General features: G+C 59.5%; 22 protein-coding genes. 2 read left to right on the top strand and 20 right to left on the bottom strand.

What is annotated here, in order from left to right; all coding sequences use genetic code 11:
- Window positions 1-198 precede the first annotated feature (198 nt).
- Both LAD35_RS22020 and LAD35_RS22025 read left to right on the top strand, forming a co-directional pair.
- Complete coding sequence (locus LAD35_RS22020) at window positions 199-468, top strand: hypothetical protein (protein WP_224153252.1); 270 nt, start codon at window positions 199-201, stop codon at window positions 466-468.
- A gap of 46 nt (window positions 469-514) precedes the next feature.
- On the top strand, window positions 515-679 hold the full coding sequence (locus LAD35_RS22025) for a hypothetical protein (RefSeq protein ID WP_224153253.1): 165 nt from the start codon (window positions 515-517) through the stop codon (window positions 677-679).
- A 24-nt stretch (window positions 680-703) separates the two neighbouring features.
- Here LAD35_RS22025 and LAD35_RS22030 read toward each other — a convergent pair whose 3' ends face one another.
- The 20 genes from LAD35_RS22030 to LAD35_RS22125 all read right to left on the bottom strand — a co-directional run bounded on the left by LAD35_RS22030 (window position 704) and on the right by LAD35_RS22125 (window position 15,903).
- Window positions 704-1,273 (bottom strand): lysis system i-spanin subunit Rz, encoded by a 570-nt coding sequence (locus LAD35_RS22030; RefSeq protein ID WP_224153254.1) that lies wholly within the window; start codon window positions 1,271-1,273, stop codon window positions 704-706.
- The gene (locus LAD35_RS22035) at window positions 1,270-1,785 is read right to left on the bottom strand and encodes an N-acetylmuramoyl-L-alanine amidase (protein WP_224153255.1); all 516 of its coding nucleotides are present in this window, start codon (window positions 1,783-1,785) and stop codon (window positions 1,270-1,272) included. The genes LAD35_RS22030 and LAD35_RS22035 overlap by 4 nt, the downstream gene beginning before the upstream one ends.
- 50 nt (window positions 1,786-1,835) lie before the next feature.
- The gene (locus LAD35_RS22040) at window positions 1,836-2,231 is read right to left on the bottom strand and encodes a hypothetical protein (RefSeq protein ID WP_224153256.1); all 396 of its coding nucleotides are present in this window, start codon (window positions 2,229-2,231) and stop codon (window positions 1,836-1,838) included.
- A complete protein-coding gene (locus LAD35_RS22045; protein ID WP_224153257.1) occupies window positions 2,228-2,662 on the bottom strand; it encodes a hypothetical protein in 435 nt (144 codons plus the stop codon). Before LAD35_RS22045 ends, LAD35_RS22040 begins: the two co-directional genes overlap by 4 nt.
- A 30-nt stretch (window positions 2,663-2,692) precedes the next feature.
- Complete coding sequence (locus LAD35_RS22050; protein ID WP_224153258.1) at window positions 2,693-3,484, bottom strand: DNA adenine methylase; 792 nt, start codon at window positions 3,482-3,484, stop codon at window positions 2,693-2,695.
- Complete coding sequence (locus LAD35_RS22055; protein WP_224153259.1) at window positions 3,423-3,641, bottom strand: Com family DNA-binding transcriptional regulator; 219 nt, start codon at window positions 3,639-3,641, stop codon at window positions 3,423-3,425. Before LAD35_RS22055 ends, LAD35_RS22050 begins: the two co-directional genes overlap by 62 nt.
- Before the next feature lie 153 nt (window positions 3,642-3,794).
- Window positions 3,795-4,661, bottom strand: coding sequence for a hypothetical protein (locus tag LAD35_RS22060; RefSeq protein WP_224153260.1), 867 nt, complete (start codon window positions 4,659-4,661; stop codon window positions 3,795-3,797).
- A gap of 1 nt (window position 4,662) precedes the next feature.
- Window positions 4,663-5,325 carry a DUF4376 domain-containing protein gene (locus LAD35_RS22065; RefSeq protein WP_224153261.1) on the bottom strand — a complete coding sequence of 221 codons (663 nt, stop codon included), beginning with the start codon at window positions 5,323-5,325 and terminating at the stop codon, window positions 4,663-4,665.
- Window positions 5,326-6,408: a hypothetical protein gene (locus tag LAD35_RS22070; protein ID WP_224153262.1), complete on the bottom strand. Its 1,083-nt coding sequence runs from the start codon at window positions 6,406-6,408 to the stop codon at window positions 5,326-5,328. It abuts the gene before it with no gap.
- Complete coding sequence (locus LAD35_RS22075; protein WP_224153263.1) at window positions 6,408-7,331, bottom strand: hypothetical protein; 924 nt, start codon at window positions 7,329-7,331, stop codon at window positions 6,408-6,410. The genes LAD35_RS22070 and LAD35_RS22075 overlap by 1 nt, the downstream gene beginning before the upstream one ends.
- A gap of 14 nt (window positions 7,332-7,345) precedes the next feature.
- Window positions 7,346-11,764 carry a hypothetical protein gene (locus LAD35_RS22080; RefSeq protein WP_224153264.1) on the bottom strand — a complete coding sequence of 1,473 codons (4,419 nt, stop codon included), beginning with the start codon at window positions 11,762-11,764 and terminating at the stop codon, window positions 7,346-7,348.
- Between the two features lie 8 nt (window positions 11,765-11,772).
- Window positions 11,773-12,168 (bottom strand): DUF1799 domain-containing protein, encoded by a 396-nt coding sequence (locus LAD35_RS22085; RefSeq protein ID WP_224153265.1) that lies wholly within the window; start codon window positions 12,166-12,168, stop codon window positions 11,773-11,775.
- A 20-nt stretch (window positions 12,169-12,188) separates the two neighbouring features.
- Window positions 12,189-12,524 carry a hypothetical protein gene (locus tag LAD35_RS22090; protein ID WP_224153266.1) on the bottom strand — a complete coding sequence of 112 codons (336 nt, stop codon included), beginning with the start codon at window positions 12,522-12,524 and terminating at the stop codon, window positions 12,189-12,191.
- Between the two features lie 96 nt (window positions 12,525-12,620).
- On the bottom strand, window positions 12,621-13,553 hold the full coding sequence (locus LAD35_RS22095) for a phage tail tube protein (protein ID WP_224153267.1): 933 nt from the start codon (window positions 13,551-13,553) through the stop codon (window positions 12,621-12,623).
- Complete coding sequence (locus tag LAD35_RS22100) at window positions 13,546-13,779, bottom strand: hypothetical protein (RefSeq protein WP_224153268.1); 234 nt, start codon at window positions 13,777-13,779, stop codon at window positions 13,546-13,548. Before LAD35_RS22100 ends, LAD35_RS22095 begins: the two co-directional genes overlap by 8 nt.
- Before the next feature lie 31 nt (window positions 13,780-13,810).
- On the bottom strand, window positions 13,811-14,188 hold the full coding sequence (locus tag LAD35_RS22105) for a hypothetical protein (protein WP_224153269.1): 378 nt from the start codon (window positions 14,186-14,188) through the stop codon (window positions 13,811-13,813).
- On the bottom strand, window positions 14,188-14,748 hold the full coding sequence (locus tag LAD35_RS22110) for a hypothetical protein (protein WP_224153270.1): 561 nt from the start codon (window positions 14,746-14,748) through the stop codon (window positions 14,188-14,190). Before LAD35_RS22110 ends, LAD35_RS22105 begins: the two co-directional genes overlap by 1 nt.
- Window positions 14,735-15,079 carry a head-tail adaptor protein gene (locus LAD35_RS22115; protein ID WP_224153271.1) on the bottom strand — a complete coding sequence of 115 codons (345 nt, stop codon included), beginning with the start codon at window positions 15,077-15,079 and terminating at the stop codon, window positions 14,735-14,737. The genes LAD35_RS22110 and LAD35_RS22115 overlap by 14 nt, the downstream gene beginning before the upstream one ends.
- Before the next feature lie 11 nt (window positions 15,080-15,090).
- Window positions 15,091-15,636 carry a hypothetical protein gene (locus tag LAD35_RS22120; protein WP_224153272.1) on the bottom strand — a complete coding sequence of 182 codons (546 nt, stop codon included), beginning with the start codon at window positions 15,634-15,636 and terminating at the stop codon, window positions 15,091-15,093.
- A 3-nt stretch (window positions 15,637-15,639) separates the two neighbouring features.
- Complete coding sequence (locus tag LAD35_RS22125) at window positions 15,640-15,903, bottom strand: hypothetical protein (protein ID WP_224153273.1); 264 nt, start codon at window positions 15,901-15,903, stop codon at window positions 15,640-15,642.
- Window positions 15,904-15,919 lie beyond the last annotated feature (16 nt).

Consider the following 15,919-nt stretch of genomic DNA (forward strand, 5'->3'; position numbering starts at 1 on the left):
AATGATAAATGATGAGCGTCACAGAGAGCGAACAGCAAAAACGTCGTATAGAATTGCACCACCCTCCCTGTAGTTCAGGGGGTAGATTCAGAGGAGAGTTTGATTTTTGGTATCAAATTCGTATCACTGAATACCCCCAGCGCTTTGCCTCCCGGAATGAAATACTGTATAAATTAACAGTATTCAACGGAGGCCAACATGAAAGTCATTAAGCAGTACAAATGGCGCATTCGGTGGGCGGGCAAGTGGACTACCACCAACCACCATGCGACCGAGGAAGACATCAAGGTGAACAACCCCGAGGCGATATGTCTGCCTCATACCTTGATCGAGCGCGAGATCCCGGAGACCGACGCCGAGATCCTGGCCAACAACCGCCGGACGTGTACCGGCATCCTGACCAATCCGAACACGTACCGGCCTCCAGCCGAGTTCCTTTCCTCTTTTTCCGACGATGTCCCCTTCTGAGAGACAGAAAACTGTAGTGGCGCTGTGGCGCTCCTGGCGGCAGAACATGCGGGATTTAAATGACGGCTGGTTTCCGTACTACGACACCAGCAAGCAGATCGGATTGTTCTACGAGTACCTGCAGGGCAGCAGGCCTGCGCTGCTCGATATGCCGCACAGCGATCCGCATGCCCAGGTCAAGGCCTGGATACATGCGGATCTGGAGATTTAGAGTGCAGATGTATGCACGCCTAGCTCACCTTGGGTGCATGTCTACTTGTCGGTTTTGGGCTTCAAGCCCGGCGCACTGCCTGGCGTAGGCTTGTAGATACTGGAGCTTTGCCGCATCGTCTCTGACGCTGGATCTGAGATCAAGAACAGCGAGTCCAGTTTCTCCGTCGAGTGCGAGGGTTGCATCGCCCACGCGGCCGGGGACGGCATCGAGGCCCCGACCACTGTCGTTTGTGCCGGTGCTGCACACGGCACGCTTGGTGCGGATGCGCACCCCGCAAGTGCCAGCGGCAATACAGCTGCGCAGGCGATCATTTTCCAGCTTCTCTGCATTTCTCTCTCCCGATAGTTGAGTGTCTACGGCCGCAATTGCGGCCTGGTTGAGCTGTGTGGCCTGCAGCACCAGGCGCTCCACCTGGCGTGCGACCGTGGCCTGCTCGCCCAGCTGTTCGGCGTGGCGCTGCCGGATCTGGGCGATTTGCGTGTCCTTGGCCTTGAGCTGGCTGTCTGTGCGCCAGGCGTGCAGCGTCCAGCCACCAGCCAGGCCCGCAACAGAAACAGCCACGGCCGCGAGCAAGGTACGTTCGAGGGTCATGATGTGAGCACCTTTGCAATGGCGCTGGCCACGGCCTGCATGTTGGCCTGCAGCTTGTCCAGGTCACCACGATTGCTGATGAAGCACAGCTCGGCAATCAGGCCGCCAGCAGCCACAAAACCCAGCTTGCCGCGCGCGCTGGCCGACTGATCGATCCAGCCCGCCTCACCCCGCACACGCAACGTCAGCACATTGCTGATGGCAAAGCTAATGCTCTGGGCCAGGGCCTTGGACTTGGGCAGTGCAATCGTCTCCACACCCGAGGCCTGCGGGTTGTCCGATGCGTTCAGGTGGATCTCCAGCGCAATGGCGCCGTGCCGGATCAGGTTGATGGCCGTGGCAAGCGGCTGGTTGTCGCTGCCCGCGCCATCCGTCCACACCTGGTGGCCCATGGCGCGCAGCTCGGTAGCGATGAGATTGCGCACGTCCACCGCAATCAGCGCCTCTTTGTAACCAAAGGCAGTAGCACCGGGATCGGTGTTGCTGTGGCCTGCAGTAATCACAAAATCCATAAAGAACCTCTCACGCGCACGTAGCGCAAAAATATGGCGAAGCCATGGGGTTAAGGGGTAGAAGGGCCTCGCGCGCCTGCAGCACCAGGTGAGGCAGGCTTGACAGGCTGTTTTGCGGCCGCTTGCGTGGCTACCTGGTTGGCTACTAGCTCGACGGTTTCCGAGGTGTTGGCAAGTGCCGTGGCTGCCTCGCTGGTCGCGGCAGCGGCGCGCTCTGTCTTGCCTGCCAAACTGCTCAGTTGCTGACCGTAGGCGGTCTGCAGACGGGACAGCTCTTCACCACCTCGATCACGCTCATCGCTCACGCCTAGCCAGTAGCCTGCAGTGAATGCACCCCAACCAGGCAGAACAATCACCATCAGCACTGCCCAGGTCTTGCTGACCCAGTAGCGGGCCTTCTTGACGCCCGCGCCATGGGCTAGGGCTCCAAAATCGGTATTGCTCATCGCTGCCCCCGTAGTTGTGCAATTTCTTGCGTAAGGCGCTGGATCTCGCCCCTGGCCTTGTCCAGCTGCTCGCTCTGACTCCTGATCAGGGCTGACATTTCCGCCATCTGCGCCTGCAGCTTGCCCAGCTCGGCAACACGTTCGTTGCGCTCTCGGGCAAACGCATCGGCGCGCTCGGCCAACTCTTTGTTGGCCGTTCGCAGCTCCTGCGCAATACCCTTCCATTCGCTGATGGCATCGACCGAGCCGTCACTGTCTGCATCGGCCAGCTTGCGGCCAGGTCGATCCCGCCACAGGAAATAGCCGATGCCAGCGAGGATGGCAGCGAGCGGCCCGAATTGGTCTAACAGCTTCTGCACTATCGCTGCGTAATCCATTGAGTGCCCCATAAAGAAAAACCCGCCGAAGCGGGAAGAAAAATGACCCTTCAAGGGGGCCACATACGCAGCATGCACACTCACTCAGAACAACCCTGCAGGCTCGGCCTGGCGATCCCAGTTGTAGATCACCAGCTCGCCGCGCTCGACCCGGTTGGCCGCACCACCTACCGTGTAGTCAAGCGTGAGCGCCTCAAGGCCAAAATCCTTGAAACACTCCCGGATTGCTGGATGGTCATTGATGCTGAGCACCGCCTTACCCTTGATGCTCTTGAGCTTCTTCGCCATCAGCTCGTACTGTTCCCACCCGAACGGCACGCCGTAACCCTCGGTCTCCCAATACGGAGGATCAAGGTAGAACAGGCTGTGCGGGCGGTCGTAGCGGTCGATACAAGCCGCCCAATCGAGCTGCTCGATGTACACCCCTGCAGCCAGGCGTAAATGCGCGGCAGAGAGGTTTTCTTCGATGCGCAGAAGATTCAAGGCAGGTGCCGTGGCGCGTGTACCAAAGGTTTGCCCATCTACACGCCCACCAAAGCAGCTCTGTTGCAGATAGAAGAACCGCGCCGCGCGCTGCACGTCAGTGAGCGTCTCGGGCCTGGTCTCCTGCATCCACTTGAACACCTGGCGGCTGGTGAGCGCCCATTTGAACTGGCGCACAAATTCCTCCAGGTGGTGAGTGACCACGCGGTACAGGTTGACCAGGTCGCCATTCACGTCATTCAACACCTCTACCTCGGCAGGAGACCGGCTAAAGAAGACGGCCGCCCCGCCCGCGAACACCTCTACATAGCAGCTATGCGGAGGGAAGCGTTTAAGAAGAAGGTCTACCAGACGGCGTTTGCCGCCGATCCAGGGCACGATAGGATTTGCCATTGCTGTTTTCTACAAATGGCACTCCAGGGCGCTCTGATGTGGGGCTCATGGCCCGCAGATTGTTCAATACCCCGCAGCGGGGGCATTTGATGCTGAGATGGGTGTAGATGCCTTCACCAAGTTTGCGGCCGCAGCTGCCGCACCGAATATCGTCCATTGCAAGAAAATTCCATGGTTGGAACTCCGGTTAGACTATCGCCGCTCTCGCGAGAGTGGCGTGGCCTTGCCGGACTTGCAGGCGTGTTCTGCGGGTTTGGGGCTTGGCATGGTGTTACCGCACTGTGCCAGGTCGCCCCGTCTTTTTCAAAAGTCAGTTGATCAGGCCACCAAGGCGTGTGCCTGCGTTGGCCCATGCGACAAAGCTGTTGCCATCGACTGCAGGGCCAGGGGCACCAGCAGGCGCCGCCCGGATCGAGATGCCGGTTGCCGTGTATGAGCCACCGTAGTCTGTGATACCGCTGCCCGCGTTCCCGCCCATTCCCCATGTGCCGCCATCACCGCCACGGCCACCGATGGCCCAAGGCTTCGTCTGCCCGCCAAGCACCGCGCCGGGGTGTTCCCGCCTGGTGGCAGACAGGCCAAAGCCCTGCCCATTGACAGTCAGGCTGCTAAACGATGCAAAGCCTTGCCCTGAGCCTCCGTAGCCGTCATCAGAGATAGTGCGGGTCGTGTTGTAATCGACAAACCGGCCATCGCCTGCACTGCCGCTACCACCACCGCCGCTGATGATTCCCTGGTTATTGATCGTGACCGGCACCCGTGTCTTGAATGCGAATGAGCCGGGATTGCCTCCAATACCAGCACCACCACTCATAGAGGCGCCCACACCACCGATGCGCGTACCGGCAGACACGTTCAGCGTGATGCCGCCAGCAAAAGCAGTGCTCCCGAGGTCAAGCGAGTTGATCAGCGGCGCGGTAATGTTGACGATCAGCGGGGCCGCCCCATTCCAGCCCGCAGCCGTCGCCAGCGACCGAATGTTTGGCTGCGCAGCACTGGCAGCAATCGTGAAAGTAAAGGCGTTCGACTTTCCATAAAAGTGCGTCAGACCGATGTATCCAGACGACGGAATACCAGCGGCCTTGCCGTAGAGCTTGGTGAAAGTCTGCGGCTGGGTGATGCCAAATTCCGACCCGACCGCTGTCAGTGTTATCAGGCCCGTGGATGGGAGCGCCATATCACACCTCCCATCCCGCAAGAATCGTTGCGCCCAAGGCCTGCAACTCACTGACACTCTCGCAAAGATCGATCTGCTCTGCCAGTTCCGCCTCTCGCGCAAAGCAGCCCTGAACATGCGTGAAAACCGCACCGCCAAACATCTTGATAGCCTCTGCATCGAGGGTCACAAAATGGTTGTCGGCCTTCCATCGCACCGTGGTGGCCGGGTCGTCAAGTGCGCGGGTGTAAGCGCCGGTAATGGTAGATTGGCTCTCCCGGTCGGTCTTGACCTGAGAGCCGTTGATCACGACGCCGCCGGTTTCATGCTGAAAACGCACTTCGGCCAGTACAGCTAGCAAACGCGATTTCAGTGCGGGCAAGCTGGCTTCTTCCCGAAGATCCACAGCCACAACCGGGCGTACCCACTCGTCGCCAATCTGCTGGGGCAGCCCGACGCGCGAATCCTCAAACCATTCCAAGGGTCGATCCAGGAGGCGAATAGGCGCATTCGCGTTCTGCTCCTGCAGATCCTCAAGCGTTGGCTCGGGAAGCAGGGGCAGATTGGTTTGAGCCCATGTCTTGAATTCTGGATAGTTGGGGTCTTGGTCATCAATACGGATCACCAGGCCATCAGCCAGGCGCGTGACGCTCAGATAGTCTCGATTGAATTGATACATGTTCATTTACGCCACCGATTCAAGTGTTGTTTGCCCTACAGCTCCGTTGTTCTCAATAACGGACGCATAGGTGCCACCGCAGACGATTTCCCCGTAGCGGTAGTACAAGCCGCCGCTATGGCCCATCGTCAGGGCGTTGGGAAGCATTCGGGTCGCCCCAGGATTTACTACTCCCAGTGGGTAATCGATGAGAAAGGTGTCCTCTGTCTGGTATTCCTCAAGCACTGTGAGCACGTATGTCTCTGATGTGGAGCCGAACCCAGGCAAACGCATCTCAATGAAGGAGCCGCTATTGGAGCTGTAGCCGCTGATGCGGTACTGGTAGGGATAGGCGAAGAAATAGGAATATGCCCCCAGAATCCTGATTGATGCCCAGGAGTCGCCGCCAGCGCCTGCAGTCGTCTTGGAAAAGGTGATTTCTGCCGCCCAGTGCCGCTCAGGGCACGACAGGATGAATCTGGAATACAGGGGCCGGTTGGAGCTGCCGAAATAGCAAAGGGTGATCCACTGCGAGCTGGCGGTGTTCAACACCACCTTGCGAGTGCCACCGACAGTCAACTGAGCGAGAGTAGCTTCGTCTCGTTGCTTGAGCCGCTCGGCGAACGTCTTCTTTCCCGCAATCGACTGGTCACCCGTCAAGGTGACATTACCCGATAGATTCTTCCACGCAGTGCTGACCCCTGGCACTTCGGCAGCGACATTGGCAACATTGCGCAGCAACATATAAATGACGCCGTTATGCAGCACGGATGCAGGCATATTCAGCGCACCGGCCAGCGTGACCCATTCGCCCTTGAAGTTGCTGGCCGCCAATGCTGCATCAACGGATGCATTGGCAAGGGCAAGCGTTGCCTTGGCATCTTCAGTAAAGCCTTTGGACGCGAATGCAAATGTACGGCTCACGCCTGCATTGGTTTTGACTGCACCGGCCAGCAACTCCAGCTCATCAGTCCAGGGCGGCATGTTCAGTGTCACTTGCTCGGCCAACAGAGCAAACTGAGCTGGCTCCATGTCCAGCGTCGGCATCTGGCCCAGATCTCGCACAGCGGGATTGTCTACGGGCAGATCAGGGGGCATTACGGTTGCCATCAAATAACTCCTTTTGCGGAAGCCGCACCAACTACGTCCTGGTTGTTGTCTGGCGATAGATCCATGGAGAGAAAGCCCACGGTGTTGAACCAGCTAAAGCCAGGCACGTCAGTCGCATAGATCGCTACCGGCTTGTCTTTCATATTGATAAGTTCCTGCAACGCGAACGGTGCGTCGGCTGCAGGGATATAGACACCTAATTGCAGGTCAATCGAGTTACCCCAAGGGCGCAAGGTGAACTCGCCGTTTTCTTCTTCGTTGCGCTTGCTGTAGTTGTTGATACTGAGCTTGCCGCCCCACTTGGTGCCGTAGTTGCGCTTGCCTGTACCAAAATTGACCCACTTGCCGAACGCCAGGAACCCAATCGATACACGGGCATTGGGCTCACCACTGACGGTGATGGTCACCACAGCCTGTGAGCTGAGCGGGATCTTTTCGAGTCGGAACGAGGTGGTCTGGGTGCGCTGCCCAAACCAGTAGTTCCACCACCCCTTGCCCGGAATGCGCAGGCGCATGCTGACAGGTGGCACCAGGTCAGGGCCTCCCACTCCCTTGGTGATGGTCAGATTCAACTGCGTACCGACGATGCCCTGTATAGACAGGCCATTGATGAATGGTGCGCGGATGACATACGAGACACTGCCCACGCGCCCCACCTGGCCCGTGCCGATGTACTGATCGAAAGGAGCCCAGCGGTTGCTGGGACGCATGCGCTCCCATCGCGTACCGTCCAGGCCAGGCCGAACGGTAGAGTTTGCGATGGCATCAGCGGCCTTGTAGACCGCATCACCATCGACACGCAGATCGCCCTTTGCAACTGGCCCTGGCGCCCAGGCTACCTCCCCCGCTGCCACATCGACAGCGGGGACGGAGCCATCCAGGAACGATGCATCTGTCAGGCTAATTGGCGACAGAACAATCATTTCCTTCCTTCCGATTAAACGATGCCGGTGCCACCACCAGTCACGCCTTGGACGTTTCTGTCGAGTCGCGCCATAGGCTCTTGCAGGACTTCAATAGCCTCCACTACCTTTGCGAGCACTTTGCGAACCTCCTGCAGCTCTGCGGTGTTATCCGCATTGCCAGGGAGCTTGCCGCCCGCCCATGGGTTGAACGCCTTTGGCACAACGGCTTCGCCTTCGTGGATCTGCGCTACTTGGTCGTATGGCACGTAGTTGATGCCCACGGCATACGACGCAAGCCTGCGCCACTGGTTTTTCGCAGCGTCCCACTCAAACTCACCACTGGTTTTGAAGCGTTCAAACTCAGCTGCCGAATAGCCATTGCTATTCATGCTGCCGGTCTCGTTGTAGGTGTACTCACCCGCTGCCGTCTTGCCCATGGAGCCATCGCTATAGATCGCACGGCCATCAGCCGTGAGACCTACCACGGTCACCCGGTTGCCACCAGCGACAGTGCCGCCCAAGGTGCCACCACCGCGGTTGCCGGAAGCGACCGAAGAGCCACTGCCAACCCGCGCGGCCTCTGCATCCTGCTTGGCCTTCTCCGCACGGATGCGGGCCTGCTCTTCAGGATCGAGCAGCTTGTAAAGCCGCTCCAGCGCCTCATTGGTGCTCAGCGTGGTTGCCAGCTGCTTGGCGTTGTCGCCCCGGATCGTTGCTAGCAAGTCGTCCAGCCTTTTGAGCTGACTGTTGCCAATATCGATCTGCAGCTGCGCATCGGATTTCGCCAGGTCGGCATAGTCGCCCAGCTCGGTCAGCTGGTTGGCTAGCACCTTCTTGTCGTAGTCCATTTCCGCTTTGGTCGCGTAGTTGGCAAGCACGATGCCCGATTGCGCGGCCCCAATGGCGTTGCGCATGGAATCGGTATCGCCCAGCCCGCCACCGGCACGCAGGCGACTCAGCTCGCGCTCGATGTAGACCCAACCCTGTGCAGACTGCATGGCCGCTGTGTCAGCCACGCTGCCGAACAGGTTGCGAGCAGCATCAGTAACCATCGTGAGATAGCCCGATGCCTTCTGCAGACTGGTCTGCGCATCTTGCGTAAAGGCAGTCCAATACTCCTTTTCGTTGCCGATAGCAGCTTCCACCACCGCGCGGGCATCGCTGATCGCTGCCTGCCGCGCGGCCTCGGCCTCTTGCAAGGCCTTGGTCGCAGACTGAGCAGCCGCCTCCTGCGCAGCACGGGCGTCCTGCGCTGCCCAGATCTGCTCCTGCATGCGCACCAGTTCGGCATCACCATAGGCCTCCAGCTCTTTACGGCGGCGTGCGCGCTCCAGCTGCTTGGCCTCTTCGTCCTTGCCTTGGGCCTTGAGCAGCTCAAGCTGCATATCGCCCTTGAGCGATGCAATCTGCTCGGCCGCGCTGTAGAGCGTGTCCATGGAATCGGTCAGGCCCAGCAGCATGGCGTACAGCTTGCGTCCGGACTCAGTCGTCAGATCCAGCGAGCTGACAAGCGCGCGGAACTCTTCCCGGGTCTTTGGCACGCTGCCCAGCTCGTTTTGGGCGAAGACCTTACCGATACTCGACTGCAGCTCAGCCAGGCGCTCTGCATCGCTGTAGAACTTGGCGTAGAAGTTGCCCGTTGCCGCAACAAACGCCTCGGCACTACCAAAAGAGTCGATCAGCTTGCTTGCCATGTCGGCGCCTGCAAGTCCTACGTCGTAGAGCTTGCCTCCCGCCACCTCCAGCCAGCCGTTGACCAGCTGCAGGCTGCTCGCCAGGCGCTGGAGCGTCTGCAAGCGGTTTTCCTCGCCCTTGGCGTACTGGTCAGTGGTGAGCACCACCTCAGCCATGGCGTTGGCAGCATTGCCGAAGACCTCCTGCAGCTTCGCCATCGCCTCTTCATCGCTCAGCCCCTTGAGGCTAACTTTGAAGTCATAGGTAAAGCCGTCCAGCGCAGCGGTGCCCAGGCCCAAGGTATCAGCCATGCTGCGGATGGATTCATCCATGGCAAAGAACTGATCGGCAAACGCAGAGCGTGTGCCCTCGTCCAAGGCTTCGCGCGTGGTCTTGTCGCTGCGGAAAAGCCCGCCCTTGTAATACTTGAATGAGTTACCTTCAAACCCAGTATCACCACCGAACTTGCCTTCGATACCGGAGTCTTTGAGCTTGCGACCAAAGAGGCCACTGAGCACATTTCCAAAGACGCTTCCAACAAGTGCCCCCAACGCTGTACCGATACCAGGGACGATAGAGCCGATGTACGCGCCCGCCGCCGTACCGATGGCGCCGCCTACATTTCCCTTGCCCAGCTGGATCAAAGCGCCGATGTAGGGTGCAGCCGCGCCCAGCGCTTGCATGCCGCCTGCCAGGAACTCGCCGTTCTGCATCATGGTTATGCCGCCTTCAAAGCCGACCCAACCACCTGCCATGCCAGCATTGAAGTTGCCAAACATGCCGCCAAAGCCGCCACCTGGCATAAGGCCGCTCGGGATTCCCCCAAAGCCACCAATGCCACCGCCACCCGCCATCTGCCCCCCTGCACCACCTGTGCCAGAGATGCCCATGACGTTGCCAACGATGTTCATCACAAAGGGCTGCACAAACAGGCTGCGCAGCATGCCCTTCAGATACTCTTTGGCATTCATGCCGCCTTGCATCAGTGCATCGGTCAACGAGCTACTGACGTTCTCATACAGCGACTTCCAGGCGGACTGCGTAGCTTCTGCAGCCTTCGCCGCACCTTCCGCAAAGCCCTTGGCACCCAGCAAGCCATTGCGCTCGCGCAGCGCTTCGATCTCGGCCTGCAGCGCAATCAATTCGCGCGACATGGTGCCGGTCTGGTCGGCCGCACGCATCAGCTCAGCCGCATGGGCTTCCTTGATAGCAATGGTCTCCAGATTGCGATTTTGGAGAATCGCAAGCCGCTGCGCATCGTTCTTACCAATCAGCTCAATCTCTTCGGCCAGCGACTTGTTGCCGTCAATCAGCGCCTTGGCGCTGGTTTCGAGATCCGAGGTGTACTTGATGCGAGCCTGGCGCGCCGCTTCAAGGCCTTCCTTTTCCAGCTTGCGCGCCGCAGCATTTTTTTCCTCCTGCGACCACTCTGCAAGTTTGGCCTTGACGCTGGCCGTCATGGCCGCAGTCAGCTTTACCTTACCCGTGAGCAGGTCACTTTCTAACTTGACCAGCTCCTTTTCGGAATCGGTCAACTGGCGGCCCAGCTCATCTTCCTTCTGGAGTGCAGCAATCTTGCCTCCAATTGATGACATTAGGCCCGCATAGGCCTGCGCCATCTTGTCGGCTGCCTTGGCACCGTCATCACCGGCCTGCACAAAGTCCTTGACCGCGAGCGTAGGCTTTTTGATGGCTGGCTCGGCATTCGCTGCTGAGACCGATAGCGCATCGATCTGCGCGCGGAACTTCTCGCCCCAGGTCTCCCCCTTGAAGGCATCAATCATGTCCTGGCCGGACATCTGCAGGATGCTGAATGCACCCTTGAAATCACCATCAAGAGCAGCCACAGCCGATGCAGCAAGACCGGCAAGCCCTTTGCCAATGCTCTGGAAGGTACGCCACACGTACTGCCCGGCATCCACAACGTAGCTCAAGGCCTTGACGGCCATCGTTGTCCAATCTTTGATGCTGCCGTCGGCCGCAAGTGCGCGCGCCTCAGAGCGCACACCATCGGTGCCATTCATCACCGCATTGAAGGCCTGGCTAGCGATATTGAGCGCTGGCACCATCCCATTGACGAACTCAGTCTTGAGGGCGTCGGAGCTGGCCTGCGAAGCCATGAGCGAGCGTTGAAATTGCTCAGACTGCGCCACCTGCTCGGCAGTAACCTTGGCCTGGATCTCGCCAGCGGTTGCCAGATCCTTCATGAAGGGCAGGAGCTTGGCCCCTTCTTCTCCCATGATCGCCATGATGGCCGCAGACTTTCCTGCGCCATCTTCAAACTTATCGAGCGACTTGGCGATCTGCAGGAATTGCTCGTCCGGGGTCAGATCCCGGAATTCCTTGAAATTGATGCCAATCTTCTTCAAGGCCTCGGCCGCAGGGTCGGATTCCTTCTTGGTTTCCACCATCTTCTGCGTGAGCTGGTTCATACTGTCGGCCAGCTGGTCAGCCTGCGTGCCGCTGTACTTGGCGATGGCTGCCATGCCAGAGAGCTTCTCAACAGAGACACCCGAAATTTCACTCAAGTGCTTCAGCTCGGTTTGCGCGGCCGTGACGCCGAGCACCATATCCTTGAACGCGGCAACGGAGAATGCCCCCGCAAGGGCAGCACCAATGCCGACAGCAAAACTGGTTGCCGTGGACTTGAGCCCGTCGAGCGAGTCCTGAATACGCTTGGAGCGCTCCAGGGAAATTTGCTCAGACTTATCCCAACCAGCGGCGTATTGGGCGTAGTCCAGTCCGAGCTGCACTACGAGAGAGCCTAGAGCGGACATTTATTACCTCACCTTCGTTCTTTATCTGCCAGCTCCTGGTCAGCAACCAGTACCGCACGCTCCATCAGCTGCAGGCCCGCAAACATGTTTTTGCGCCGCGTGCGACGTATGAAGCGATCCAGCCAGGCATTGACGCCCGCGTAATTGAGGCCCATGCGCTGACCGCTGAAGCTGGAGCGCACCCACTGCGTCTGCACATCCTGGAACGCCATCACGACATCCCAGTTTTCAGCCCACACGGGGAAGTCAGCGCCGTTTAGCTCTCCGCGCATGGCCTCGCGCTGCGCCTCAATCCGGGCGCGCACGGCGTTGATGTCCTTCTCCGGCGCGCCAAAGGCGTGCATGCAGGCAAGCACGTCCTCATCGGGCAACCAGGCATCGGCGGGCTCCTCCCGGATGCCCACCCAATACCTAGCCGCCTCGATCAGTTTTTTGAGCGGATGTCCTTCACGCCCATGCAATCGAGCCAGTAGCGGTCAACGGCTGCGGCAACTGCGCTGAGGATCTGCAGGAAGCCTTCAAAGTTCTGCTCGTTGAATGGAACTTCTGCGCCGTTCTCATCCTTGATGCCCTTCCAGCCGACAACCACCTCGCGCAGCAGATCGCCGTGCTTGAGCTCCAGGCGGCGCTCGCGGTCATCCTCTCCGGTGCGTTTGCAGATCAGCGAAAAGGACTCTTCACGCCAGGAGCCAGTCGGCGTGCGCTCCTGCGCTTTCACGTCGCACTGGAAGGTTTCGGTTTTGGCAAGTACAAAGCCCATGGGAATATCTCCGTAAACAAGAATGCAAAAGGCCGCCCGATATGGGGCGGCCTTCTCAAAGGGTGGAAAAGCAAATGCGCGGCAGTCGCGCGAGAATCAGCGACAGATGATGACCAGCTCGTCGTCACCCTGGTCAGGCATCAGATCGAATGGCAGCTGAAGCATGGCAATGTCAGCATCGTTGTTCACAGTACCGATACCCGACTGCAGGCGCGGCATTTGCAACTCGATGATGTTGCCAGCCGTCACACCGTGCACCAGAGTGGCGCTGCCTACATCGCTGGTGCGCACCTTCTCGCCCCAGTTGACCTGGTCAGCCTTGGGCAGCTCAATCGTCGCGCTGCCTGTGGGGCTGCGCGTTGGACTGTGGGCACCAGCGCAATTGATGAGGTCGCGCCAGGTGACGGTATTGCCCCAATTGATGCTGAATGCAGAAGTACAGGCGTTGAGGCCGAAGAAGGTAAAAGTAGGCGTATTCGTCTTGCCCACGGTCTTGGGCATGATGAATGCGCTGTAATCGACCCCACCAGGCATGCCCGGCTCAGTCGCTGCCGAGTAGCTGCCAGTGAACTCAAACTTCATTACCGGGATCTGTTTGGCATTCAGCTCGAAACTAACATTGCCCTTGGCCCCGCTGACCGTGAACAAGGTGCCATCCAGGTAGCCGTACAGGGTCAGCGTCGGCTCGCCCTGGCTGACAGGATTGAAAGTGACATCCACACCAGCGGTAACGGTTTCCGCAAAACCGCAGGCCTGCAACAGCGGGCTCCAGGCCGGAGCGGTGCCAGCCACGCCAGATCCGGCAAGCTCCACCTCGAAAGTAAACTTGCGGTGTTCACCCACAAACAGCTTGCCGCTATTTCCCTTGAAGGGCTTCATGAGGTTGCGCTCGACCTGCTCGCCGTCAATCATATTGAAGACGGGATTGCGCGTCAGAATCGCATTGGTGCCTGGCAACGGCACAACGGGAGTACCCGACACCGTCTCAACTGCTGCCAACAGCAGCATCTTTTGCATCGACTTAGCCATTGTCTTGCTCCTTTACAGGGATGGCAGGCACCTTGGTGCGGATGCCGGTTACGGGATCACGGACGTATTGCCCACCCTGGCCCGTGTACACATCGCGGGGCGGCAAGGTGCTCGGCTGGTGGGCTTCCGGTTTGGCGGGCTTGGTGGTTTTGGGCTGCTGTGCAGACGTGTGCACTGCCCCCTGCGGCGTGTCTCCAGCGGAGGCCGCATCTTTTGGTTTGGACATAAATGCTCCAGATGGTGAGTAGAAAACGCCGTTAAAAGCGCGGGGTACGCAGCCACACGGTCAGGTGCCTGCCGTATTTGCTGGGGTCAGGTTCATAGTCGGCATCACCGCAGCTGGCCTCGTATTGGAAATACTCCATGGCCTCTAAGGCAGTGCGGATCGGGCCACCATGCCGCGCGGCATCGGGGCCTGTAGGGATCAGTGCATCCAACTCTTCCAGGGTGCTTGCCAGCGCGATAATCTGCACCTCATGGCTGTCATAGCCGCCATTCATGCACCAGCCGGTTTCTGGCTCCGTCTCCACATCGAAGACAACAGCGGGAAAGGCTGGCTCTGAAGGCAGCTCGACTGCCCAGCAATTGGGAACGGCCGCAAGCGCGGCCGTGATTGATTGGTGGATGGTTGCCATTACTTGCGCCCCAGCTTCTCAACTTCCCTCGCTGCTGCCTGGCCCATGGCGGCTATGACATCGGATTTCTTACGCTCCAGCGCTGGCCCGATGAACGGCTTTGCCTTCACCCAGCCGCTCGACTGCGCCCTGCGCTTGCTGATGCCTTGCTTGCCGCGCTTGGTGTTGCTGCGTCTGGACACCGTGCGGTGTCCCAGCTCGACCCAGCCCCAATAGAAGGGATTGTTGTCGCGCACCCGCTGGATGCGACCATCGGCATTGACGCGCAACTTGCTCTTGCCCGCAGCGCGCACCTTTTTGGACTGGTCTTTGCCGCGTCGCACGCCCAGGTTGTACTGCTCGATGCCAGGGCCTGCTTTGCTCTCGCGCTTGATTGCGATGTTCTCCACCATGACGCCGGTACGCACACTGCCATTGGCTTGTGCGATGGACTTGGCCTCTGCCTTGAGGATGCGACCGCCTGCCATCACCGTGCGGCGGGCCAGGCGCGGCGCACCGCCCTTGGCCTTGACGAAGGTAGCCCGGAGGTTACCGATACCAAGAGTTTCAGTTTTGGCCATCGCCCCTCCCCGTGGTTGCAGTGATTGCCAGCACAACGTCACGCTCTCTGACGTTGTTAATGTCGTCAATGTCGTAGGCCTTGCCGTCGTACAGGATGCGCATGCGCGGCTGCAGGCCTGGCTCGTATCTGATACGGAACAGCTTGGTAGAGACCGCAGCGCGGCCGCCCTTGCTGGTTGCTTCCTTCTCTGAGCCGGTCTGGTGAATCACCTGCGCCGGCACATCAGCCAGGAACGGCACCCACAATTTCAAGGCACCACCGCTTGCGCCCTTGGTGACTACGAGATCCTCAAAGCTGATGACCTCGCGTAGATCGCCTGCACGCAGCATGGTCGTAACTCCTAAAAGCGCGGCGGCACAGTGACCTCGGCCAGCATGGTTTCAAGAAACTGCGCGGGCAGCTCGGCAACGGGCTGGCCGATGACGATGCTTTCGCGCTGGTCGTACAGGGTGGCGATACCCATCAGCAGCCAGGTCTTGACGCTGGGGTAGGCCGCCAGGTCAATGCCTGCCCGGTAGTTGATACGCAGAATGCCGCCAGGGCGCCCGCCCTCAAAGAACAGGCTGCTCTCGCGTTGGCCCTGCTCCAGCCAGTAGCTAGCGCTATCAATGACAGTGCCACCACTGACCCGGGAGACACTGACAACGTCAGTGGCCTGGCCGACATCGAGCGCATGGCCGCTCGCAAAGTATTCGGGCCACAGCTCCTGGTACTCTGCCTCGGCGATGGCCGCCCCGGTGCGCGACTCGCACATGCCGATGACGCCCGGAATCAGCGTCTTTTCGAGCAGATCCTTGTCGCGGTCAGCATTGCGCAAGCGCAACCAGGCGGCCACCTCCGACAGCTCCAGCACCGGCTGGCCGGTGTAACGGATGCGGCGCGCCATGGGTTATGGACGAGCGTCGTCGTCGGGATCGCCCTGGCCGGTGCCGCCAGCGTCGTCGGGCGGCTGCTTTTCAGCGCCGCCCGTATCGACCTTCTTCGGCTCAGCCTTCTTACCGCTGCCCTTGGCGCGGGACTTGTCGGCATACTCTGCAGCGCCGCCGTCCACCAGCTTTTCAGAGACCTCCGGCTCAAACCCAGCGACTTCGCCAGGGTTGTAGGCACGCCAGCGCTTGAGGAAGCGCACCGCAACATTGTTTGTCTTGCTCATGATGTATTCCTTGTTC

Origin of the sequence: Comamonas odontotermitis (assembly GCF_020080045.1) — a bacterium.
GTDB lineage: Bacteria > Pseudomonadota > Gammaproteobacteria > Burkholderiales > Burkholderiaceae_C > Comamonas > Comamonas odontotermitis.

What these genes read in the sequence shown, in the direction of transcription:
- LAD35_RS22020 (WP_224153252.1), top strand. Translation starts at nt 199, where the DNA reads ATGAAAGTCATTAAGCAGTACAAATGGCGCATTCGGTGGGCGGGCAAG.
- LAD35_RS22025 (WP_224153253.1), top strand. Translation starts at nt 515, where the DNA reads ATGCGGGATTTAAATGACGGCTGGTTTCCGTACTACGACACCAGCAAG.
- LAD35_RS22030 (WP_224153254.1), bottom strand. Translation starts at nt 1,273, where the DNA reads ATGACCCTCGAACGTACCTTGCTCGCGGCCGTGGCTGTTTCTGTTGCG.
- LAD35_RS22035 (WP_224153255.1), bottom strand. Translation starts at nt 1,785, where the DNA reads ATGGATTTTGTGATTACTGCAGGCCACAGCAACACCGATCCCGGTGCT.
- LAD35_RS22040 (WP_224153256.1), bottom strand. Translation starts at nt 2,231, where the DNA reads ATGAGCAATACCGATTTTGGAGCCCTAGCCCATGGCGCGGGCGTCAAG.
- LAD35_RS22050 (WP_224153258.1), bottom strand. Translation starts at nt 3,484, where the DNA reads ATGGCAAATCCTATCGTGCCCTGGATCGGCGGCAAACGCCGTCTGGTA.
- LAD35_RS22055 (WP_224153259.1), bottom strand. Translation starts at nt 3,641, where the DNA reads ATGGACGATATTCGGTGCGGCAGCTGCGGCCGCAAACTTGGTGAAGGC.
- LAD35_RS22060 (WP_224153260.1), bottom strand. Translation starts at nt 4,661, where the DNA reads ATGGCGCTCCCATCCACGGGCCTGATAACACTGACAGCGGTCGGGTCG.
- LAD35_RS22065 (WP_224153261.1), bottom strand. Translation starts at nt 5,325, where the DNA reads ATGAACATGTATCAATTCAATCGAGACTATCTGAGCGTCACGCGCCTG.
- LAD35_RS22070 (WP_224153262.1), bottom strand. Translation starts at nt 6,408, where the DNA reads ATGGCAACCGTAATGCCCCCTGATCTGCCCGTAGACAATCCCGCTGTG.
- LAD35_RS22075 (WP_224153263.1), bottom strand. Translation starts at nt 7,331, where the DNA reads ATGATTGTTCTGTCGCCAATTAGCCTGACAGATGCATCGTTCCTGGAT.
- LAD35_RS22080 (WP_224153264.1), bottom strand. Translation starts at nt 11,764, where the DNA reads ATGTCCGCTCTAGGCTCTCTCGTAGTGCAGCTCGGACTGGACTACGCC.
- LAD35_RS22090 (WP_224153266.1), bottom strand. Translation starts at nt 12,524, where the DNA reads ATGGGCTTTGTACTTGCCAAAACCGAAACCTTCCAGTGCGACGTGAAA.
- LAD35_RS22095 (WP_224153267.1), bottom strand. Translation starts at nt 13,553, where the DNA reads ATGGCTAAGTCGATGCAAAAGATGCTGCTGTTGGCAGCAGTTGAGACG.
- LAD35_RS22100 (WP_224153268.1), bottom strand. Translation starts at nt 13,779, where the DNA reads ATGTCCAAACCAAAAGATGCGGCCTCCGCTGGAGACACGCCGCAGGGG.
- LAD35_RS22105 (WP_224153269.1), bottom strand. Translation starts at nt 14,188, where the DNA reads ATGGCAACCATCCACCAATCAATCACGGCCGCGCTTGCGGCCGTTCCC.
- LAD35_RS22110 (WP_224153270.1), bottom strand. Translation starts at nt 14,748, where the DNA reads ATGGCCAAAACTGAAACTCTTGGTATCGGTAACCTCCGGGCTACCTTC.
- LAD35_RS22115 (WP_224153271.1), bottom strand. Translation starts at nt 15,079, where the DNA reads ATGCTGCGTGCAGGCGATCTACGCGAGGTCATCAGCTTTGAGGATCTC.
- LAD35_RS22120 (WP_224153272.1), bottom strand. Translation starts at nt 15,636, where the DNA reads ATGGCGCGCCGCATCCGTTACACCGGCCAGCCGGTGCTGGAGCTGTCG.
- LAD35_RS22125 (WP_224153273.1), bottom strand. Translation starts at nt 15,903, where the DNA reads ATGAGCAAGACAAACAATGTTGCGGTGCGCTTCCTCAAGCGCTGGCGT.